We start from the raw sequence: 17,331 nt of genomic DNA on the forward strand, positions 1-17,331 counted from the left end.
TATCCGCTTTTCCGATATCCAGATAGAATTTCCTGATTTGCCCGGCAGGCACTGCCCCCGCAGGATCGGACGCGACCCAGCGGAGATCGTATCCTTGCGCGATGCCCCACAAGCCCATATCGGCCGCCCCATACGTCGCCGCGAAGACCCGCGCTTGCTACGCGGCGAAGGGTGCTTCGTGGACGATATCCAGTTGTCCGGAGCGCTGCATCTGGCCTTCCTGCGCAGCCCTCTGCCCCGCGGCCGGATCGTGGAGTGCGACGTGAAGGACGCGGCCGAACTGCCGGGTATCGTGTCCATTTTCCGGATGGAAGACCTTGGGAGAATGGACGCTCTGAACGTGAATCCGATCTTGCCGCTGCAATTGGAGCCGCCATACCCGCTGCTTGCCGCCGAACGGGTCGAGGCGGTCGGGCAACCAGTGGCCGCTGTGCTGGCAGAGACGGCAGAGCAGGCGCAGGACGCAGTAGAAGCGATTTGGCTGGATATCGACGAAGACGACATTTCGCTCGACCAACCTGCCGCCGGGCAAAGCTGGACCAGCGGCGATACCGAAGCGGCATTTGCGCAGGCCGCACATGTGGTTTCGGTGGACCTCCACCACCCCCGGCTCGCTCCCTCACCGCTCGAGCCGCGCGCGATTGCGGTGGCGCCGAAGGACGACGTCCTGACGGTCTGGCTCTCGACCCAGACCCCGCACCGGGCCCGGTCCGAACTGGCGCGCATTCTGAACTTGTCCCCGGAACGACTACGGGTGATCGCCCCGGATGTGGGCGGCGCGTTCGGGATGAAGGCCTCGCTCTATCCCGAAGAGGTCGTAGCAGTCTGGGCGGCCCGGCGGTTGCAGCGCCCGGTGCGCTGGACCGCGACCCGCAGCGAGGATTTTCTGTCCGCCACCCACGGGCGCGGCCTGCGCATGCGCGGGGACCTGGCTGTGGATGGCACGGGCAGGTTCCTCGGTCTCCGGGCCGAGGCGGCGGCCCCGCTGGGCCATTGGCTGCCAAACTCGGCTCTGATCCCAGCCTGGAACGCAGCACGCATCCTTCCCGGCGGATACCGGGTGGATGCGGTTGAGGTCTCGACCATCGCCCGCATGGACAACACCGCGCCGGTCGGCATCTATCGCGGCGCGGGACGGCCCGAGGCCTGCACGCTGATGGAGCGGCTGGTGGACAAGGCGGCGCGGGCCACCGGGCTGGACCCGGCTGAGATCCGGAGACGCAACCTATTGCCGCCCGAAACTCTGCCCTGTGGCACTCCCACAGGATACCGGCTGGATTCCGGGCGCTATGCCGAGGCGCTGGACCGGCTGCTCGCCTCGGCGGATTATGCCCCATTGCTTGCCGAGCGGAAAAAGCGCCGGGCCGAAGGAAAACTGTTCGGTTTGGGGCTGGCCTTCTATGTGGAACCTTCGGGCACCGGCTGGGAAAGCGCGCGAGTTACCCTGACCGAGAGTGGCGCGGTCGTGGCAACAGGTGGCAGCACGCAGGGGCACGGGCGCGAAACGGCGCTGGCTCAGGTGGCCGCAGACACGCTTGGCCTGAACCCGGAGCAGGTCACCGTCCGGCACGGCGACACCGAAAGTTGCCCGCCCGGCATCGGCGCGCTGGCCAGCCGCAGCACGCCCATCGGGGCGAGTGCGGTGCAGGCCGCCTGCGCCGAGATACTGTCCCGCAGGGTGAAAGGTGAAGCCCTGCCCCTGACCGCCGAACTGCGCTATGACGCGCCGCACGAAGCCTGGGGCTATGGCTGCTATCTGGCCGCGATGAGCATCGACCGCGAGACCGGCGCGCCCACGGTCCACCACGTCTCGTGCATGGACGACGCCGGGCGCCTGATCAACCCAATGATGGTCGAGGGTCAGATCCGGGGCGGCTTCGCGCAGGGGTTCGGCGAGGCGATGATGGAGGCGCTACACTACGAAGACGGTCAGCTTCTGACCGGATCGCTGATGGATTACGCCCTGCCCCGCGCCGCCGATCTGCCGCCGCTGGCGATCCACAAGATGGAAACGCCGACCGATGCCAATGCACTGGGGACCAAGGGTGTGGGCGAAGCCGGGACCATCGGTGCACCCGCCGCCCTCCTGAACGCCGCCATCGACGCGCTCAGCCCGCTGGGCGTGACTGACCTGCAGATGCCGCTGACCAGCCTGCCCCTGTGGCAGGCGATCCGCGCCGCCGAAACGGAGAAATGACAGATGAAATACAGCAAGCTCGACGCCAAGGACCACGCCCGCGAACACATGCGTGGCATCTGGGCAGCAGCGCTCAATCCGTTCCGGCCCGATCTGAGCTTTGACGAGGCGGGCTTTCGCCACAATATTCGTCACTGGATCGGCGATCTGGGTATCGCGGGCCTGTTCATCGCCGGCAAGCAGGGCGAGTTCTTTTCGATGTCGGTCGAAGAGCGCAAGCGCAATCTGGAGATCGCGATAGAAGAAACCGATGGCAAGGCCGGCACGATCATGTCGGTCTCGGACCAGAATTTCGACACGGTGATGGAACTGGCTCGCCATGCGCAGGATTGCGGGGCGGATTACATCGTCGTGCACACGCCGGTTCTGAACTTCGTCAAGGATCAGGACGAGACGGTTTATCGCTATTACAAAGCGATCAGCGATGCGATCGATATCGGCATCGCCATGTGGAGCCATCCTGACAGCGGGTATCTGATGAGCCCTGAGCTGTGCGCCCGTATCGCCGACCTGCCCAACGTGGTGGCGATAAAATACTCGGTCCCGCGTGAGATGTATGTGCGGCTGACGGAACTGGCCGGGAACCGGATACAGGTCTCGACTGCGTCCGAAGAGGAGTGGTTCGACAATGTCGTGGATTTGGGATGGAAGCTCTATCTGTGCTCCTCTCCACCCTACCTGCTGCAGACAGCCAATGACCGGCGGATGCATGACTATACGCAGTTGGCCTTCGAAGGGCGCATCGACGAGGCCCGCGTGCTCCGCGACAGTCTGGAACCGGTGCGGCGGGCTATCCGGGAGACCAAGCCTGCCGGAAAACCACATGCGCATGGCAAATACTGGCAGGAACTGTTGGGCCAGATCGGCGGCAGGGTTCGGTTTCCGATGCTGGAGTTGACGGAAGAGGAGAAAGCAGCGGCCCGGGCCGCCTTTGAATCCTGCGGCCTGCGCCTATGATTGATGGAACCTGCGCGGCCTTCGGCCTTGCGTCCTGCGGACGGCGGGGCAGCCCGGCAGCGCGCGGGCAAGGCCCGCGCGCTGCCGGGCCCAAAGGGAGTAGACGTGCCGCTAGGCATGTCGAACGACCGGTGGGAGCATCTCTGCCTCAGGTTCACTTCAGTCGGGCATCTGACGGTGCAGACCACGCGATTGTGACAGCATTTCGCAGCAATATCTGGCATCAATCCAACATCACGACGACCGGAGCCGGACAGATGAAACGGATTTTCCTCGCCTTCTTCGCCCTTATCCTCGCCACCCTGCCCGGCTGGGCCTCCGATCTTAACCCGCGTGACGGCTGGGCTGTACACCGGACCGGCAAGAGCTATGACGCCCTCGTGGCGGATGTGAAAACGGCGGTAAAAGCGAACGGGTTGATCGCGGTGACGCAGGCTGGGCCCACCAAAGCCGCCGCCGCGCGCGGCATCGCCATCCCGGGCAACCGGGTTATCGGCATCTTCAACAACGACTTCGCCGTTCGGGTACTGGAAACCTCGACCGCCGCGATGATCGAGGCGCCGATCCGCCTCTATGTTACCGAAAACGAGGACGGCACCGCCACGCTGTCCTATAAACTCCCCAGCCACGTCTTCGCACCCTACATGGAAGAAGGTGGCGCAGTGCTGGAGGGGATTGCCCAGGAATTGGACAAAACGTTTCGGGTGATCGCCGAAACGGCCGCCAAACAGTCACACTGACGTGATCCGGCTTGCGCCTGCCCGCTGCCTCCGCAATCTGCGGTCTCAGGACTGAAACGGAGCACAAATGATGCAGGACCTCATGCCCCGCGCCGCGGATCTTCTGGCCAAACGGCTCTACGAGGCCGGATGCCGCCATGCTTTCGGAATGCCGGGCGGCGAGGTTCTGACGCTGGTGGACGCGCTTGAGCAGGCGGGCATCACCTTTCATCTGGCCAAGCACGAAAACGCCGCCGGTTTCATGGCCGAAGGCGTGCATCACCGGGACGGCGCGCCCGCGATTCTGGTGGCGACGCTAGGGCCCGGGGCCATGAACGGGATCAACGTTGTGGCCAACGCCCTGCAGGACCGGGTGCCGATGATCGTGCTGACTGGCTGCGTCGATGCGGATGAGGCGCTGACCTATACCCATCAGGTGATGGACCACCAACAGATCTATCGCTCGATCACCAAGGGCACCTTTCGCATGACGCCCGAGGGCGCGGATATCATCGCCGACAAGGCGGTGTCGCTGGCCACGCAGGCCCGCCCGGGCCCGGTGCATATCGACGTGCCGATTTCGGTCGCCGACACCCGTGTGCGAGACCCGAAACGCCGCCGCCTCAAGCAGGCAGCTCCGGTTTCACCCGAAGGCACCTGTCTGGAGAAGGCGCGGAAATGGGTGGCCGAGGCGGAGCGCCCGTTGGCTGTCGTTGGCCTGGACCTGCTGGAGGGAAATTCCAACCGCGTCCTGCAGGCATTTCTTGAGCATTTCCGCATTCCCTTCGTCACCACCTACAAGGCCAAGGGGGTCGTACCCGAGGAGCACCCGCTGTGCCTGGGCGGCGCGGGGCTGTCGCCACTGGCGGACAAGCACCTGTTGCCGCTGGTCGAACAGGCCGACCTGATCCTGTGTCTGGGCTATGACCCTATCGAGATGCGCCCCGGCTGGCGCGAGGTGTGGGACCCGGACTCGCAACGCGTGATCGATATCTCGGCGGCGGTGAATGACCACTACATGCACCAAGCCGGACTCAACTTTGTAGCCGATACCGGCGCCACATTGGAGGCCGTCGCCAAGGGCAACCCTGCGCGGGAGACCTGGCCAGGCGGGGAACCGCAGGCAGTGCGCGAGGCGCTGGCGCGGGCCTTTCCAATGGATGATGACTGGGGGCCTGCAGGGATCATCGCCGAGGCGCGCGACGTGCTGCCCGCAAACACGCTGGCCACCGCCGACAGCGGCGCGCATCGCATCCTGCTGAGCCAGATGTGGCAATGCACCGAGCCGCGCGGGCTGATCCAAAGCTCGGCGCTCTGCACCATGGGATGCGCGGTGCCGATGGCGATCGGGCTGAAACTGGCCGCCCCCGACCGGCCCGTGATCAGCTTTTCCGGCGACGCCGGGTTCCTGATGGTAGCCGGAGAACTGTCGACAGCCGTGGAAATGGGCGGAAACCCGATCTTTCTGGTCTTTGTCGACGCATCGCTGGCGCTGATCGAATTGAAACAGCGCGGGCGCCAGATGGCGAACCGGGGCGTGGATTTCGACCGCCACGACTTTGCCGCCATAGGGCGTGCCTTTGGCGGCCACGGCCACACCGTCCGCAACCGGGCCGAGCTGCGCGCGGCGCTGGAGGCGGCGATGCAAGCCGACAGCTTTACCGTCATTGCCGCCGAGATCGACCGGGGAGGCTACGATGGCCGCATCTGACGGACCGCTGAAAGGCGTCAAGGTTCTGGATCTCAGTCGCATTCTGGCCGGACCGACCTGCACGCAGTTGCTGGGCGATCTGGGCGCCAACGTGATCAAGATCGAAAACCCGGCAACCGGCGGCGACGACACCCGCCAGTGGGGGCCGCCTTACGTCGAGGATTCCGAAGGCAACCGATCCGATCTGAGCGCCTATTTCATGTCCGCCAACCGAAACAAGAAATCGGTGGCAGTGGATATCGCGACGCCCGAGGGGCAGGCTGCGATCAGACGGCTGGCGGGACATGCGGATATCCTGATCGAGAATTTCAAACCCGGCGGGTTGGCGAAATACGGGCTGGATTATGACAGCCTGCGCGGCGATCTGCCGGGGCTCGTCTATTGCTCGATCTCCGGCTACGGGCAAACCGGACCGAATTCCGCCAAGCCCGGTTATGACCTGATGGCGCAAGGCTATGGCGGGATCATGTCGCTGACCGGTGAACCCGAAGGCGCACCGATGAAGGTGGGCGTGGGCATCGCCGACGTGATGTGCGGGATGTACGCTGCCGTGGGCATCCTGGCCGCGCTGCGCCACCGGGACCTGACCGGCGAGGGCCAGCAGATCGATCTGGCGCTGGTCGATGCGCAGGTGGCTTGGCTGATCAACGAGGGCGTGAATTACCTGACCAGCGGACAGGTGCCGCAGCGGCGCGGCAACGGGCACCCCAATATCGTGCCCTATGACGTCTATGAAACCGCCGACGGTCATGTGATCCTTGCTGTTGGGAATGACAGCCAGTTCAAACGGTTCTGCGACTATCTTGATCTTTTCCACCTGTCCGAGGATGCCCGTTTCGCTACCAACCCAGCGCGGCTAGAGCATCGCGACGCGCTGAATGCCGAGTTGCGCCCGGCCATGCGGACGCGCGTAACGGCAGAGGTGATCGAAGGGCTCGAAACGCTCCGGGTGCCGGTCGGACCGGTGCGGACGCTGGATCAGGTTTTCGCCTCGGATCAGGTTGCAGCACGGCAGATGCAGATCGCGATGCGGGCCGCTCCGGGCGAGGTGCAACTGATCGGCAATCCGCTCAACCTGTCGCGCACGCCGGTCACCTATCGCCACGCCCCGCCCACCTTCGGCGCCGATACCGAGGCGGTGCTGAGCTCTGAAAACCCGTTTGAAGACTGAAACATCCCCGGGGTCATGCGCGGCAAATCGCTGAAACATGCCCTTGAATCGGCGGGATTTCTCAGATTCTTCGCACACGGGTTTTCACCAATTCGCGAGCGACGTCGATACTGATACGGCGCACCAATACAGTTTGCTATTGCAATGGTAGCCACAAAACGAAATCGGATTGGACCCTGGCATGAAACAAGACATTTTCGGACAGATGAACAGCTTGACCCGCGCGGACAGTGCCGAGGCGTGGGACGGCGTTCTGCTGGGGTTCATGGCCCATGCTGTGATCACCCCCCAGCATCTGGCCAAGGTTCTGGAGCTTGAGCCCGGGTTCGCGCTGGGTCACGCGGTCAAGGGGCTGTTCACCGTGTTGCTGGGCCGCCGGGAGCTTTTGCCGGTCGCGGCCGAGGCGCTGGCGACTGCGGAAGCCGCGATGAAGGCGCATCCGATATCTCCCCGTGAGCGTCATTATGTGGACGCGCTGCGCCTCTGGCTGGCTGGCAACCCCTCACACTCGATACAGAAATTCGAGGCCGTGCTGCGCGAGTACCCCGAGGACACGCTGGCGATGAAACTCAGCCACGCCACCCGGTTCGTGCTGGGCGATCCCGACGGCATGCGCCGCTCGATCGAGCGGGTGATGCCGGCTTATGCCCCCGATCATGCTGGACGCGGCTATCTGCTGGGCTGTCACGCCTTCGCGCTTGAGGAAACCGGCGCCTATGAAAAGGCCGAGATCGCGGGCCGTCAGGCGCTGTGGATGGTCTCGGACGATGCCTGGGGCCTGCATGCGGTGGCGCATGTTCACGACATGACCGGCAATGCCGCCCAGGGTCTGGAATGGCTGGCGGGCCGGGAAGCGGCCTGGGCCCATTGCAACAACTTCCGCTACCATGTCTGGTGGCACAAGGCGCTGATGCATCTGGACCTCGGTCAGATCGATCAGGTGCTCGAGCTTTATGATGCCGAAGTCCGCAAGGACAAGACGGACGACTATCGCGACATTTCGAACGGTACTTCACTGCTGATGCGGCTTGAGCTTGAGGGCGTCGATGTCGGCAACCGCTGGGAAGAGATGGCCGACCTGAGTGCCGCGCGCACCGAGGATGGCTGCCTGATCTTTGCCGATCTGCACTATCTGCTGGCGCTCACCGGCGACAAGCGCGAGGACGCCACCGCCAAGATGTTGCAACGCATCCACCGCGATGCCGAGCGCGCCAATGACGACACCACCCGCCGCATGGCCGATCCCGGGGTCGAGGCGGCGCAGGGGCTCGAAGCCTTTGGCGATGGACTCTATGGTCAGGCCTTTGACCGTCTGCTGGCCGCGCGCGGGTCGATGCAGCTGGCGGGCGGCAGCCATGCCCAGCGCGACGTATTCGAGCGCATCACCATCGACTCAGGCCTGCGCGCAGGCCGTCTGGACGCCGTCGAGCGCATTCTGGACGACCGCCGTGCCAAGCGGGCGGGTGGCGAGGACAATTACGCCATCGCGCGTCGTGAGTTGATCGCGACGGCGCGCGGCGAGGATGATGCGCAAAGCGTACCCGCCGAATAATAAAGACCAAGAAGGACAGAAAACGCATGGCGACTGTTTCGCCCGCCACTGATTTTGCCCCGGCCGCGAACATGACCGCGGCCCCTGCCCGCACGCGCGACCCGCGGCTGGATTTCTATCGCGGCATTGCGATGTTCATCATCCTGATTGCCCATATTCCGAACGATCCCTGGGCACGGTGGATTCCGGCCCGGTTCGGGTTCTCGGACGCGACCGAGATCTTCGTGTTCTGTTCGGGCATGGCTTCGGCCATTGCCTTTGGCGGTGCCTTCATGCGCCGGGGCTGGTGGATGGGCACGGCGCGCGTCGCTTTCCGCATCTGGCAGGTCTACTGGGCCCATATCGGGCTTTTCTTCTTCGTCGCCATGTCGATGGCGGCGCTGGACCTCTCGGGTCTGTTCGAGAAAAGCTATATCTCGTCCCTGAACCTACAGCATTTCTTCAACAATCCGATGCCGCAGTTGGTGGGGATGTTCACCCTGACCTATGTGCCCAACTATTTCGACATCCTACCGATGTATCTGGTGGTGCTGGCGATGATGCCTCTGTTCATGGGGCTGTCGCAGATCGGGTTCTGGGCGGTTGCACTGACCTCGGTCGCGATCTGGGTGGTGGCACAGACCGGTGCGCTGGCCCTGCCCGCCGAACCCTGGTCGGACCGGCAGTGGTTCTTCAACCCGTTCGGCTGGCAATTGCTGTTCTTCACTGGTTTCGCCTTCATGCGCGGCTGGCTGCCGGCCCCGCCGGTGTCCAAGGTGCTGATCTGGGCCAGCGCCCTGTTTCTGGTGCTGTCGGCGCCGTTCGGTTCGTGGAAAGTGTTCCTATGGGTTGAGGCCTGGAACGCCGATCTGGCGGAAGAGATCCGCAAGATCTGGCCGCTGACCAAAGAGTTTCGCTCCAAGACCGAGTTCGGGCTGCTGCGCTATATGCACTTCCTGGCGCTGGCCTATCTGGGCTGGGTCGTGGCAGGTGAACGGGGATCGCGGCTGGTGGCCACGGGCCACGGGATCGGTGCACAGATCTGGCAGTGGTTGCTGGCGGTCATCACCAAGGTCGGGCAACAGTCGCTGGCAGTCTTCGTCTTTTCGATGGCGGCGGCGCGGCTCATCGGCGTCGGGCTGGATCAGGCCGGGCGGAATCCTGCCAGTGTTCTGGCGGCAAACCTGATCGGCTTTGCCATGATCATCGGCGTGGCCTATCTGGCCGCCTGGTTCAAAGCACATCCGTGGAAGTCCAAGAAATGAAACTGACCCGCCGCACATTTCTGGCCTCGACATCGGCCTTGGCGCTGACCCCCGGCGCAGCCTTTGCCTCCGGCTCGGGCACGCCGTTCGATCACGAGGTGGTGATTGCCGAGGCGCGTGATCTCGCCAGCCGTCCCTATGCCGCGCGCGACACCGTCCCGCAGGAGTGGCGTGATCTGAGCTATGAGCAATACCGCTCGATCCGCTTCAAGCTGGACAAGGCGCTATGGTACGGGACCGAAACCCCCTACAACGTGGATTTCTTTACGCCGGGCCTGTACTTCCCGCGCGCGGTTAAAGTGTTCTCCGTCGAAAACGGCATGGCCACACCTGTGAGCTTCGATCTGTCGATGTTCACAAAATCGGACGAGGTCCCGACCCTGCCGGTGGACGACACGCTGGGCTTTTCCGGCCTGCGCCTGCGTACCGAGATGCACCGGCCCGGCCTGACGGATGAGTTCTGCGTCTTTCAGGGGGCGAGCTATTTCCGCGCCATTGGTCTGCACGAGGTCTATGGCCTCTCCGCTCGCGGGCTGGCGCTGAAGACCGGCGATCCGGATGGCGAAGAATTCCCCGACTTCATCCGCTTCTGGCTGGAGCGCCCCGCCCCCGGCCAGCGCAACATGATCGTGCATGCCCTGATGGACAGCCCCAGCGTGACCGGCGCCTACCGGTTCGACATCACGCCGGGCGCTGATTGCGTGATGGAGGTCGAAGCGACGCTGTTCCCCCGTGAGGAACTGGACCATGTGGGCATCGGGCCGCTGACCTCGATGTTCCTTTACGATCAGACCAACCGCACCCGGTTCGACGATTTCCGCCCCGCTGTGCATGACAGCGACGGCCTGATGATCCGCAACGGCGCGGGCGAGGTACTGTGGAGGCCGCTGGCGAACCCGAAGACGTTGCAGGTGTCGTCCTTCGTCGACATGAACCCACGCGGGTTCGGCCTGATGCAGCGGACGCGCGAGTTTTCCGATTTCGCCGATCTCGAAGCGCTTTATCACAAGCGCCCGGGTCTCTGGGTCGAGCCCAAGGGCGATTGGGGCAAGGGCACGGTACGGCTGGTCGAGATCCCGGCGGATCAGGAAATCTATGACAATATCGTCGCTTATTGGCGGCCTGCGCAGGCCTATGCGGCGGGTGAACAGGTGGACCTGTCCTATCGCCTGACATGGGGCGAGGAACCCCAGCGTACTGCCATGCCACGGGTGATCAACACCGCGATGGGCGACAAGACCTTTGGCTCGGGCCGTCTGGTGGTGGTGGATTTCGAGGCCAGCGACATGTTCGATGACCCCGACGCGCTGGATATCTTTGTGCAGTCTCCGCATGTTGAGGTCTCGAAAGGTGTGCTGCAACGCAACCCCGATACCGGCGGGTTGCGGCTGGCCTTTTCTTTTGAGCCGGGCGAGCGCGATCACGTGGAGCTGCGGGCGCAACTGCGCAAGGGCAAACAGCCCGCTTCCGAAGTCTGGCTGTACCGGTGGACCGCATGAGCCACGAGCTGCATATCATGCCGCCCGAGGCGCCGCTGCGGATGCCCGCGCAGGATTTCCGCGCCGGGTTCCGGGACGCGGACGCGCCCGCGCGCGAGGCGCCGCGCATGGTGGCATGGTGGCGGGTGCTGGTCTTTTCGCCCGCGATGGCGGCCACATTGGCGCTGGTCTGGATCATGCAGGACTGGTTCTCGGATGAGGGGATCAGCGTGATCGAAGGCGTGCTGCTGACTCTGATCTCGTTCAACTTCTTCTGGATCACCTTCACGGTCAGCACTGTGCTGCTGGGCATGATCTCGCTATCCCGTCAGGCCCGACCCGAGCGCAAGACGCGGTCGCAACCGCTGCGGGTCGCGCTGCTGATGCCGGTTTATAACGAGGTGCCGTGGTACGTGCTGGGCAATGCCCGCTCGATGCTGGAAGAACTGCGCGCGCGGGGCGGGCAGCATCACTATGCCATGTTCATCCTGTCCGATACCCGTGATGACGCGATCGCGGCGCAGGAACAGGCCAGTGTCGAGGCGCTGCGCACCACGCTGGCGCCGGGGCTGGAGCTGTATTACCGCCGCCGGGAACAGAACACCGACCGTAAGGTGGGCAATATCGCAGACTGGGTCAGCCGCTGGGGCGGCGCCTGGGACGCGATGCTGGTGCTGGATGCCGACAGTCTGATGACAGGCCGCGCCATCGCCCGGCTGACCGACGCGCTGTCGCGCGATCCCGGCGCGGGCCTGATCCAGAGCTACCCGCAACTGATCGGCGCCCAGTCGGTCTTTGCCCGGATGCAGCAATTCGCAAACGGCGTCTATGGCGTATCCTTTGCCGAGGGCCTCGCGCGCTGGTGCGGGCAGGAAGGCAACTACTGGGGTCACAACGCCATCATCCGTACAGCCGCCTTTGCCAATTGTGCCGGCCTGCCCCGGCTGCGCGCGCTGAACGGGCAAGAACGGCTGATCATGAGCCACGATTTTGTCGAGGCGGGCCTGCTGCGCCGCGCCGGGTGGAGCGTGCGGTTTCTGCCACGCATCCGCGGCTCCTACGAGGAAACACCCCCCACCCTGATCGACCACGTGCTGCGTGACCGGCGCTGGTGCCAGGGCAATCTGCAGCACCTGAAACTGCTGGGCTCGCGCGGATTCCGCCCGATCTCGCGCTTTCACATGTTCCATGGCGCGGTCGGGTATCTGCTGTCGCCGCTCTGGTTTGCGCTGCTGGTGATGTGGGCGCTGATCGGTCAGGGCAAGGATGCCTCCGTCCTGCACTATTTCAGCCCCGACAATCCGCTGTTCCCGCAATGGCCGGAGATGACCGAAGGCCGCCACGTGCTGATCATTCTGGTGATGTACGCGATGTTGCTGGCGCCGAAACTGCTGGGCATCGCCGCCCTGCCGCTGAGCGGAGCGCGTTACGCGGATTTCGGCGGCGGCTGGCGCTTTGCGCTGTCGTTCCTGTCCGAGGTGGTCCTGTCGATCCTCTACGCCCCGATCCTGATGGTGCAGCAGATGATCGCCGTGTTCCGCACCGCTCTGGGCCTGCAAAAGGGCTGGTCGCCGCAGACGCGCGACGGCGGGCGGTATGGTCTGGGCACGCTGATGCTCTGCCACGCGCTGGAAACGGTCAGCGGGCTGGTGCTGAGCGTGGGTATCCTCGCCGGTCTGGTCTCGATCTGGCTGGCGCCCATCGCGATCAGCCTGGCGCTGGCGGTGCCGCTGTCGGCGCTCAGCGGGGTGTCTGCGGGCTCGGCCCGGCGGCTGCTGGGGATGCGCGAGGATTTCAGCGAACCCGCAATCACCCGCTCGGCACGCGCTTATCGCAGCGAGTTGCGGGCATTACTCGAAGGTAAGGGCAAGTTCACCCCGGCGGAATGATCAGCCGCCCGGCAGCCCTTCATACCAATCCAGCATCATGTCGGCCCAGCCTTTGGGCACCATATGTCCACCGGGAAACAGCGCGAATTCCAGCGCACTGCCCTCGGCACAGCGGGTCCATTTGCGGCGCATGAACTGGTCGGTCTTCGAGAATCCATCGGGGCGGTTGTCGAGGCATTCATTGGCAGCGCGCCAGATCTCCAGCCCGGCAAAGATGTCGCCCTGAATGAAGCGCCCGCCACCTAGCTGACGCCCTTCCAGGGGCACCACATTGTCGGTCCAGCCATGAGTGTGGAACATCCGGACCGGCCCCTCGCAGCTTACGGGGTGCGGGCGCCAGAAGCCGCCTGAAACCGGCGCATAAGCCGAGAACGTGTCCGGCGCGTCGCAGGCCAAATAGTTCACCATAAACCCGCCGGCAGAAAAGCCACTCAGCACCACGCGGTCATCATCGACGCCAAAGCGCGCGGCGGCATCGCTGACGACAGCGGTCAGGAACGCGGTTTCATCCCGGCCCTCCCATCCGGGATAGAAGTTCCAACTGCGCCCGCGCCGCCCGACACGCTCGGCCCCGGCAGGTGCCATCACCGCATAGCCGCGTGCCAGCAGGCGATCGACCATGCCCCGGTTCTTCATGACATTGGCGCCGCTGCTGCCATAGCCGTGCAGGAACACCACCAGCGGCGGGTTTTCCGCCTGCGGCAGTTCGATATGGTAGATACCGGTTTCGATCTCACAGGGCTCGGGCGCATCCGCGCAGCCCGCTTGCGCCGCCTGCCCCGCCAGTCCCAGCCCTGCGGCCAGCCACAGCGCCCGGATCATCCCGCGTCTCCTTCGTAGTTGCGTACCGGCAGCCCGGCCCGCACCCAGCCCGACCCGGCGCGCGAGCCGAGCATGCCTTCGGGCACGTCGATGATATTGGTGAAACCCGCCTCGGTCAGGTGCAGGCTCAGCCGGGCCGAGCGCACGCCACGCGCGCAGATCAGCGCGATTGGTTGGCTTCGGTCGGGGCCCACCACCGCCGTCAACGCCTGAACGAAATCCTCACGCCGCATGTCGATGGGATGCGCGCCCTCGCCGATGCCGGAGGCCCGCCATTCGCGCGGGGTACGAATGTCGACCAACACGACCTCACCGGCCATGGCACTCCGATGCGCATCCGCGACGCTCAGCTTGCCGCCCGCGTAATCCGGAGGCGTCAGGCGGTATTCACGCACCGCCCAAGTCCCGGCAACCGCCGCCGCGCCCAGCAGAACCCAGCGGCGCGTGGGAGATCGGGAAATGGCCTGACTGACACTCATTCGCGCACCTCATCCAAGTGGTTCCACACCGGCTTAGCACAAACGGAACCGACGCGCCGCCCTGTCGAAAGCCCAAGGTGATCAAGTTCGCGTCAGCGGCGGGACGTGTTCGCCCGGCCATAACGTCGCAGTCTTATGCCCTAGGAAATCAATGCAAACTTGCAATAGCTGGACAGCCCGGAAAATATCTTTACTGAGATTACATCATTTGCCCGTCAAACCCGGAGTCCTGCTGGTGTCCCTATTTCTCATCGCGGCCCTTCCCTTTCTCGGAGCTGTTTTTCCCGCCCTTCTGATCCGCGCAGGGCGCAACGCGGCTGCCTCGGCTGCCGGGCTGACAAGCTTTCTGGCGCTGGTGGGGTTGCTGATAAACGCGCCCGCCGTGATGCGCGGAGAACTGGTCACTGCCCGGTTCGACTGGATCCCGCTGCTTGGGCTGAACACCAATTTCATGCTGGACGGGCTGGGCCTGCTCTTTGCCTCGCTGATCCTCGGGATCGGGTTGCTGATTATCCTCTATGCGCGATTTTACCTCTCGCGCGAGGACCCGATGGGGCAGTTCTACACCTATCTGCTGCTGTTTCAGGGCGCGATGGTGGGGATCGTGCTCAGCGACAACATCCTGCTTTTGCTGATTTTCTGGGAGCTGACCTCGCTCAGTTCCTTTCTGCTGATCGGTTATTGGAAGCATCTGCCCGCAGGGCGGCAGGGCGCGCGCATGGCGCTGGCGGTCACCGGCTCGGGCGGGCTGGCGATGATCGGGGGCATGCTGATTTTGGGCAATATCGTCGGGTCTTACGACCTGAGCGTGATCCTGCAGAACAAGGAACTGATCCAGGCCTCGCCGTTCTACCTGCCTGCACTGATCCTGATCCTGTTGGGCTGTTTCACCAAATCGGCGCAGTTCCCGTTCCATTTCTGGCTGCCGCACGCGATGGCGGCGCCGACACCGGTTTCGGCCTATCTGCACTCGGCCACTATGGTAAAGGCAGGTCTGTTCCTGATGGCACGGATGTGGCCGGTTCTGGCGGGCACGCCGGAATGGTTCTATATCGTCGCCACAACCGGCCTGGTCACCATGGTAATCGGCGCCGCGATTGCGCTGTTCAAGGATGACCTCAAGGCGCTGCTGGCATTCTCGACGGTCAGCCATCTGGGCCTGATCACCATGCTCTTGGGCTTTGGCACCAAGATCGCCGCCGTGGCCGCCGTGTTCCACATCATCAACCACGCCACGTTCAAGGCGGCGCTCTTCATGACCGCCGGTATCGTCGATCACGAGGCGCATACCCGCGACATCAAACGTCTGGGCGGGCTGCGCCACCTGATGCCGGTGACCTTCACCATCGCCCTGATCGCCGCCCTGTCCATGGCCGGCCTACCACCGCTCAACGGCTTCCTCAGCAAGGAGATGATGCTGGAGGAGACCGTGCACACCGTCTGGAACGGCTCACACCTGCTGGTGCCGGGGCTGGCGCTGATCGGGGCACTGTTCTCAGCCGCTTATTCGTTCCGCTACATCGCGCATGTTTTCCTTGGTCCCAAGCGCGACGACTATCCGGCGCACCCGCATGATCCGGGCGTGGGCATGTGGCTGGCGCCCGCATTTCTGGTGGTGCTGGTGGTTGCCATTGGCTTCTTTTCCAAGGCCATTGCGGGGCCGCTGGTGGCAATCGCCTCGACCGCTGTGATCGGCGGGGACAAGCTGCCGTACTACTCGCTCAAGCTTTGGCATGGCTTCACCCCCGCGCTCTACATGTCCATTGCCGCCACCATCGGCGGCCTGATCCTGCTTGCGCTGCACCGCCATGCTGAACGCCTGTGGAACGCCGCACCACGGCCCGAGGCCAAGGTGATCTTTGACGCTGTTATCGGCGCTGCGACATGGGCCAGTCGGACACTCTCGGACACGCTGCACAATGGCGTCATCAGCCGCTATGCCGCGATCATGGTCGCCTTCACGGTGGGACTGGGCTACTACGCATATTCCACGGGCACCATTGGCGTTCCGACGCGCGTGCCACTGCCCGCCACGATCATTCCGATCATCGGCTGGATTTGCCTGGTCGGCGCGACGGTTGCGATCATGTATTTCCACCGCAACCGCCTGCTGTCGCTGGTGCTGATCGGAGTCGTGGGTCTGATCGTGTCGATGGCGTTCAACTATCTCTCGGCCCCGGACCTGGCGCTGACCCAGATCTCGGTCGAGGTGGTGACGATGATCCTGCTGCTGCTGTCGCTGAACTTCATGCCAACGGTGACGCCGGTGGACAGCACCAATGCGCGCAAGGTCCGCGATGCGGTGATCTCGGTCTTTGCCGGGTTGGGCGCCGGCGGCCTGATCTATGCGCTGATGCTGCGCGACTTTGCCCTGCCGACGATCTCGGATTTCCATCTGGCCAATTCCTACAAAGGCGGCGGCGGCACCAATGTGGTGAACGTGATCCTGGTGGATTTCCGCGGCTTTGATACCTTTGGCGAGATCATCGTGCTGGGCATCGCCGCGCTGGTGATCTTTGCCCTGACCGAGAGCGTTCTGGGCACCAAAGTGCGCGCCTATCTGCTGAACCGCAAGCCGCACTGGCCGCAATCGGGTGACGCGCATCCGCTGATGATGGTTGTTGCGACCCGCGTGATGATGCCCATCGCGCTGATGGTCGGCGCCTATATCTTTTTCCGCGGTCACAACCAGCCGGGCGGCGGGTTCATCGCGGGTCTGGTCGTCGCCATCGCTTATCTGATGCAATACATGGCGAGCGGCTACACCTGGGCCATCGAGCGGCAGCGTTTCTACTATCACGGCAGCATTGGCTGGGGCGTCCTGATCGCGGCGGCCACCGGCGTGGGCGCGTGGTTCAACGAACGCCCCTTCCTGACCAGCGATTTCGGCTACATTCACTGGCCTCCGCTGGAAGAGTTTGAATGGGCCACCGCGATCCTGTTCGACACAGGGGTATTCCTGGCGGTGCTGGGGGCGGTGATGCTGGCCCTCGACAGCCTGTCGCGCTTTGCCTGGCAGCCGGGAATGGTGCAGGAACACGCAATGGATATTAATCCGCAGCGGGACGACCCTCCTGAACCGGAAGACGAGCAAGAAAGGGAGGAGGCCTGA

General features: G+C 64.1%; 12 protein-coding genes. 10 read left to right on the forward strand and 2 right to left on the reverse strand.

What is annotated here, in order from left to right; translation table 11 throughout:
- The first annotated feature begins 94 nt into the window (after positions 1 to 94).
- From AB3N21_RS15455 to mdoH, 9 genes are all read left to right on the forward strand, one after another.
- Entirely contained in the window at positions 95 to 2,197 is a 2,103-nt protein-coding gene (locus AB3N21_RS15455) for a xanthine dehydrogenase family protein molybdopterin-binding subunit (protein ID WP_367936048.1), read from the forward strand.
- Positions 2,198 to 2,200: 3 nt separating this feature from the next.
- The gene (locus AB3N21_RS15460; protein WP_367936049.1) at positions 2,201 to 3,154 is read left to right on the forward strand and encodes a dihydrodipicolinate synthase family protein; all 954 of its coding nucleotides are present in this window, start codon (positions 2,201 to 2,203) and stop codon (positions 3,152 to 3,154) included.
- A gap of 257 nt (positions 3,155 to 3,411) precedes the next feature.
- Positions 3,412 to 3,894 (forward strand): DUF302 domain-containing protein, encoded by a 483-nt coding sequence (locus AB3N21_RS15465; protein ID WP_367936050.1) that lies wholly within the window; start codon positions 3,412 to 3,414, stop codon positions 3,892 to 3,894.
- Positions 3,895 to 3,964: 70 nt separating this feature from the next.
- A complete protein-coding gene (locus tag AB3N21_RS15470; RefSeq protein ID WP_367936147.1) occupies positions 3,965 to 5,584 on the forward strand; it encodes a thiamine pyrophosphate-binding protein in 1,620 nt (539 codons plus the stop codon).
- Positions 5,571 to 6,755, forward strand: coding sequence for a CaiB/BaiF CoA transferase family protein (locus tag AB3N21_RS15475; RefSeq protein WP_367936051.1), 1,185 nt, complete (start codon positions 5,571 to 5,573; stop codon positions 6,753 to 6,755). The genes AB3N21_RS15470 and AB3N21_RS15475 overlap by 14 nt, the downstream gene beginning before the upstream one ends.
- Before the next feature lie 181 nt (positions 6,756 to 6,936).
- On the forward strand, positions 6,937 to 8,307 hold the full coding sequence (locus AB3N21_RS15480; RefSeq protein ID WP_367936052.1) for a tetratricopeptide repeat protein: 1,371 nt from the start codon (positions 6,937 to 6,939) through the stop codon (positions 8,305 to 8,307).
- 71 nt (positions 8,308 to 8,378) lie between these two features.
- Positions 8,379 to 9,551 carry an OpgC family protein gene (locus AB3N21_RS15485; protein ID WP_367936053.1) on the forward strand — a complete coding sequence of 391 codons (1,173 nt, stop codon included), beginning with the start codon at positions 8,379 to 8,381 and terminating at the stop codon, positions 9,549 to 9,551.
- Positions 9,548 to 11,050: a glucan biosynthesis protein gene (locus AB3N21_RS15490; protein WP_367936054.1), complete on the forward strand. Its 1,503-nt coding sequence runs from the start codon at positions 9,548 to 9,550 to the stop codon at positions 11,048 to 11,050. Before AB3N21_RS15485 ends, AB3N21_RS15490 begins: the two co-directional genes overlap by 4 nt.
- Positions 11,047 to 12,918 carry a glucans biosynthesis glucosyltransferase MdoH gene (mdoH, locus tag AB3N21_RS15495; protein ID WP_367936055.1) on the forward strand — a complete coding sequence of 624 codons (1,872 nt, stop codon included), beginning with the start codon at positions 11,047 to 11,049 and terminating at the stop codon, positions 12,916 to 12,918. Before AB3N21_RS15490 ends, mdoH begins: the two co-directional genes overlap by 4 nt.
- Here the strand turns inward: mdoH and AB3N21_RS15500 are convergent, their stop codons facing one another.
- Together AB3N21_RS15500 and AB3N21_RS15505 are read right to left on the reverse strand one after the other, a co-directional pair.
- Positions 12,919 to 13,740: a PHB depolymerase family esterase gene (locus AB3N21_RS15500; protein WP_367936056.1), complete on the reverse strand. Its 822-nt coding sequence runs from the start codon at positions 13,738 to 13,740 to the stop codon at positions 12,919 to 12,921. It abuts the gene before it with no gap.
- Positions 13,737 to 14,219, reverse strand: a complete 483-nt coding sequence (locus tag AB3N21_RS15505) for a rhodanese-like domain-containing protein (RefSeq protein WP_367936057.1) — start codon at positions 14,217 to 14,219, stop codon at positions 13,737 to 13,739. The genes AB3N21_RS15500 and AB3N21_RS15505 overlap by 4 nt, the downstream gene beginning before the upstream one ends.
- Positions 14,220 to 14,454: 235 nt before the next feature.
- On the opposite strand from AB3N21_RS15505, the gene AB3N21_RS15510 reads away from it, so the two are divergent.
- Entirely contained in the window at positions 14,455 to 17,331 is a 2,877-nt protein-coding gene (locus tag AB3N21_RS15510) for a monovalent cation/H+ antiporter subunit A (protein WP_367936058.1), read from the forward strand.

The sequence above is a fragment of the Ruegeria sp. genome, from assembly GCF_040830605.1.
Classification (GTDB): domain Bacteria; phylum Pseudomonadota; class Alphaproteobacteria; order Rhodobacterales; family Rhodobacteraceae; genus Ruegeria.

Coding starts and splice junctions, on each gene's coding strand:
- AB3N21_RS15460 (WP_367936049.1), top strand. CDS start 2,201: ATGAAATACAGCAAGCTCGACGCCAAGGACCACGCCCGCGAACACATG.
- AB3N21_RS15465 (WP_367936050.1), top strand. CDS start 3,412: ATGAAACGGATTTTCCTCGCCTTCTTCGCCCTTATCCTCGCCACCCTG.
- AB3N21_RS15505 (WP_367936057.1), bottom strand. CDS start 14,219: ATGAGTGTCAGTCAGGCCATTTCCCGATCTCCCACGCGCCGCTGGGTT.
- AB3N21_RS15485 (WP_367936053.1), top strand. CDS start 8,379: ATGACCGCGGCCCCTGCCCGCACGCGCGACCCGCGGCTGGATTTCTAT.
- AB3N21_RS15480 (WP_367936052.1), top strand. CDS start 6,937: ATGAAACAAGACATTTTCGGACAGATGAACAGCTTGACCCGCGCGGAC.
- AB3N21_RS15475 (WP_367936051.1), top strand. CDS start 5,571: ATGGCCGCATCTGACGGACCGCTGAAAGGCGTCAAGGTTCTGGATCTC.
- mdoH (WP_367936055.1), top strand. CDS start 11,047: ATGAGCCACGAGCTGCATATCATGCCGCCCGAGGCGCCGCTGCGGATG.
- AB3N21_RS15490 (WP_367936054.1), top strand. CDS start 9,548: ATGAAACTGACCCGCCGCACATTTCTGGCCTCGACATCGGCCTTGGCG.
- AB3N21_RS15470 (WP_367936147.1), top strand. CDS start 3,965: ATGCAGGACCTCATGCCCCGCGCCGCGGATCTTCTGGCCAAACGGCTC.
- AB3N21_RS15500 (WP_367936056.1), bottom strand. CDS start 13,740: ATGATCCGGGCGCTGTGGCTGGCCGCAGGGCTGGGACTGGCGGGGCAG.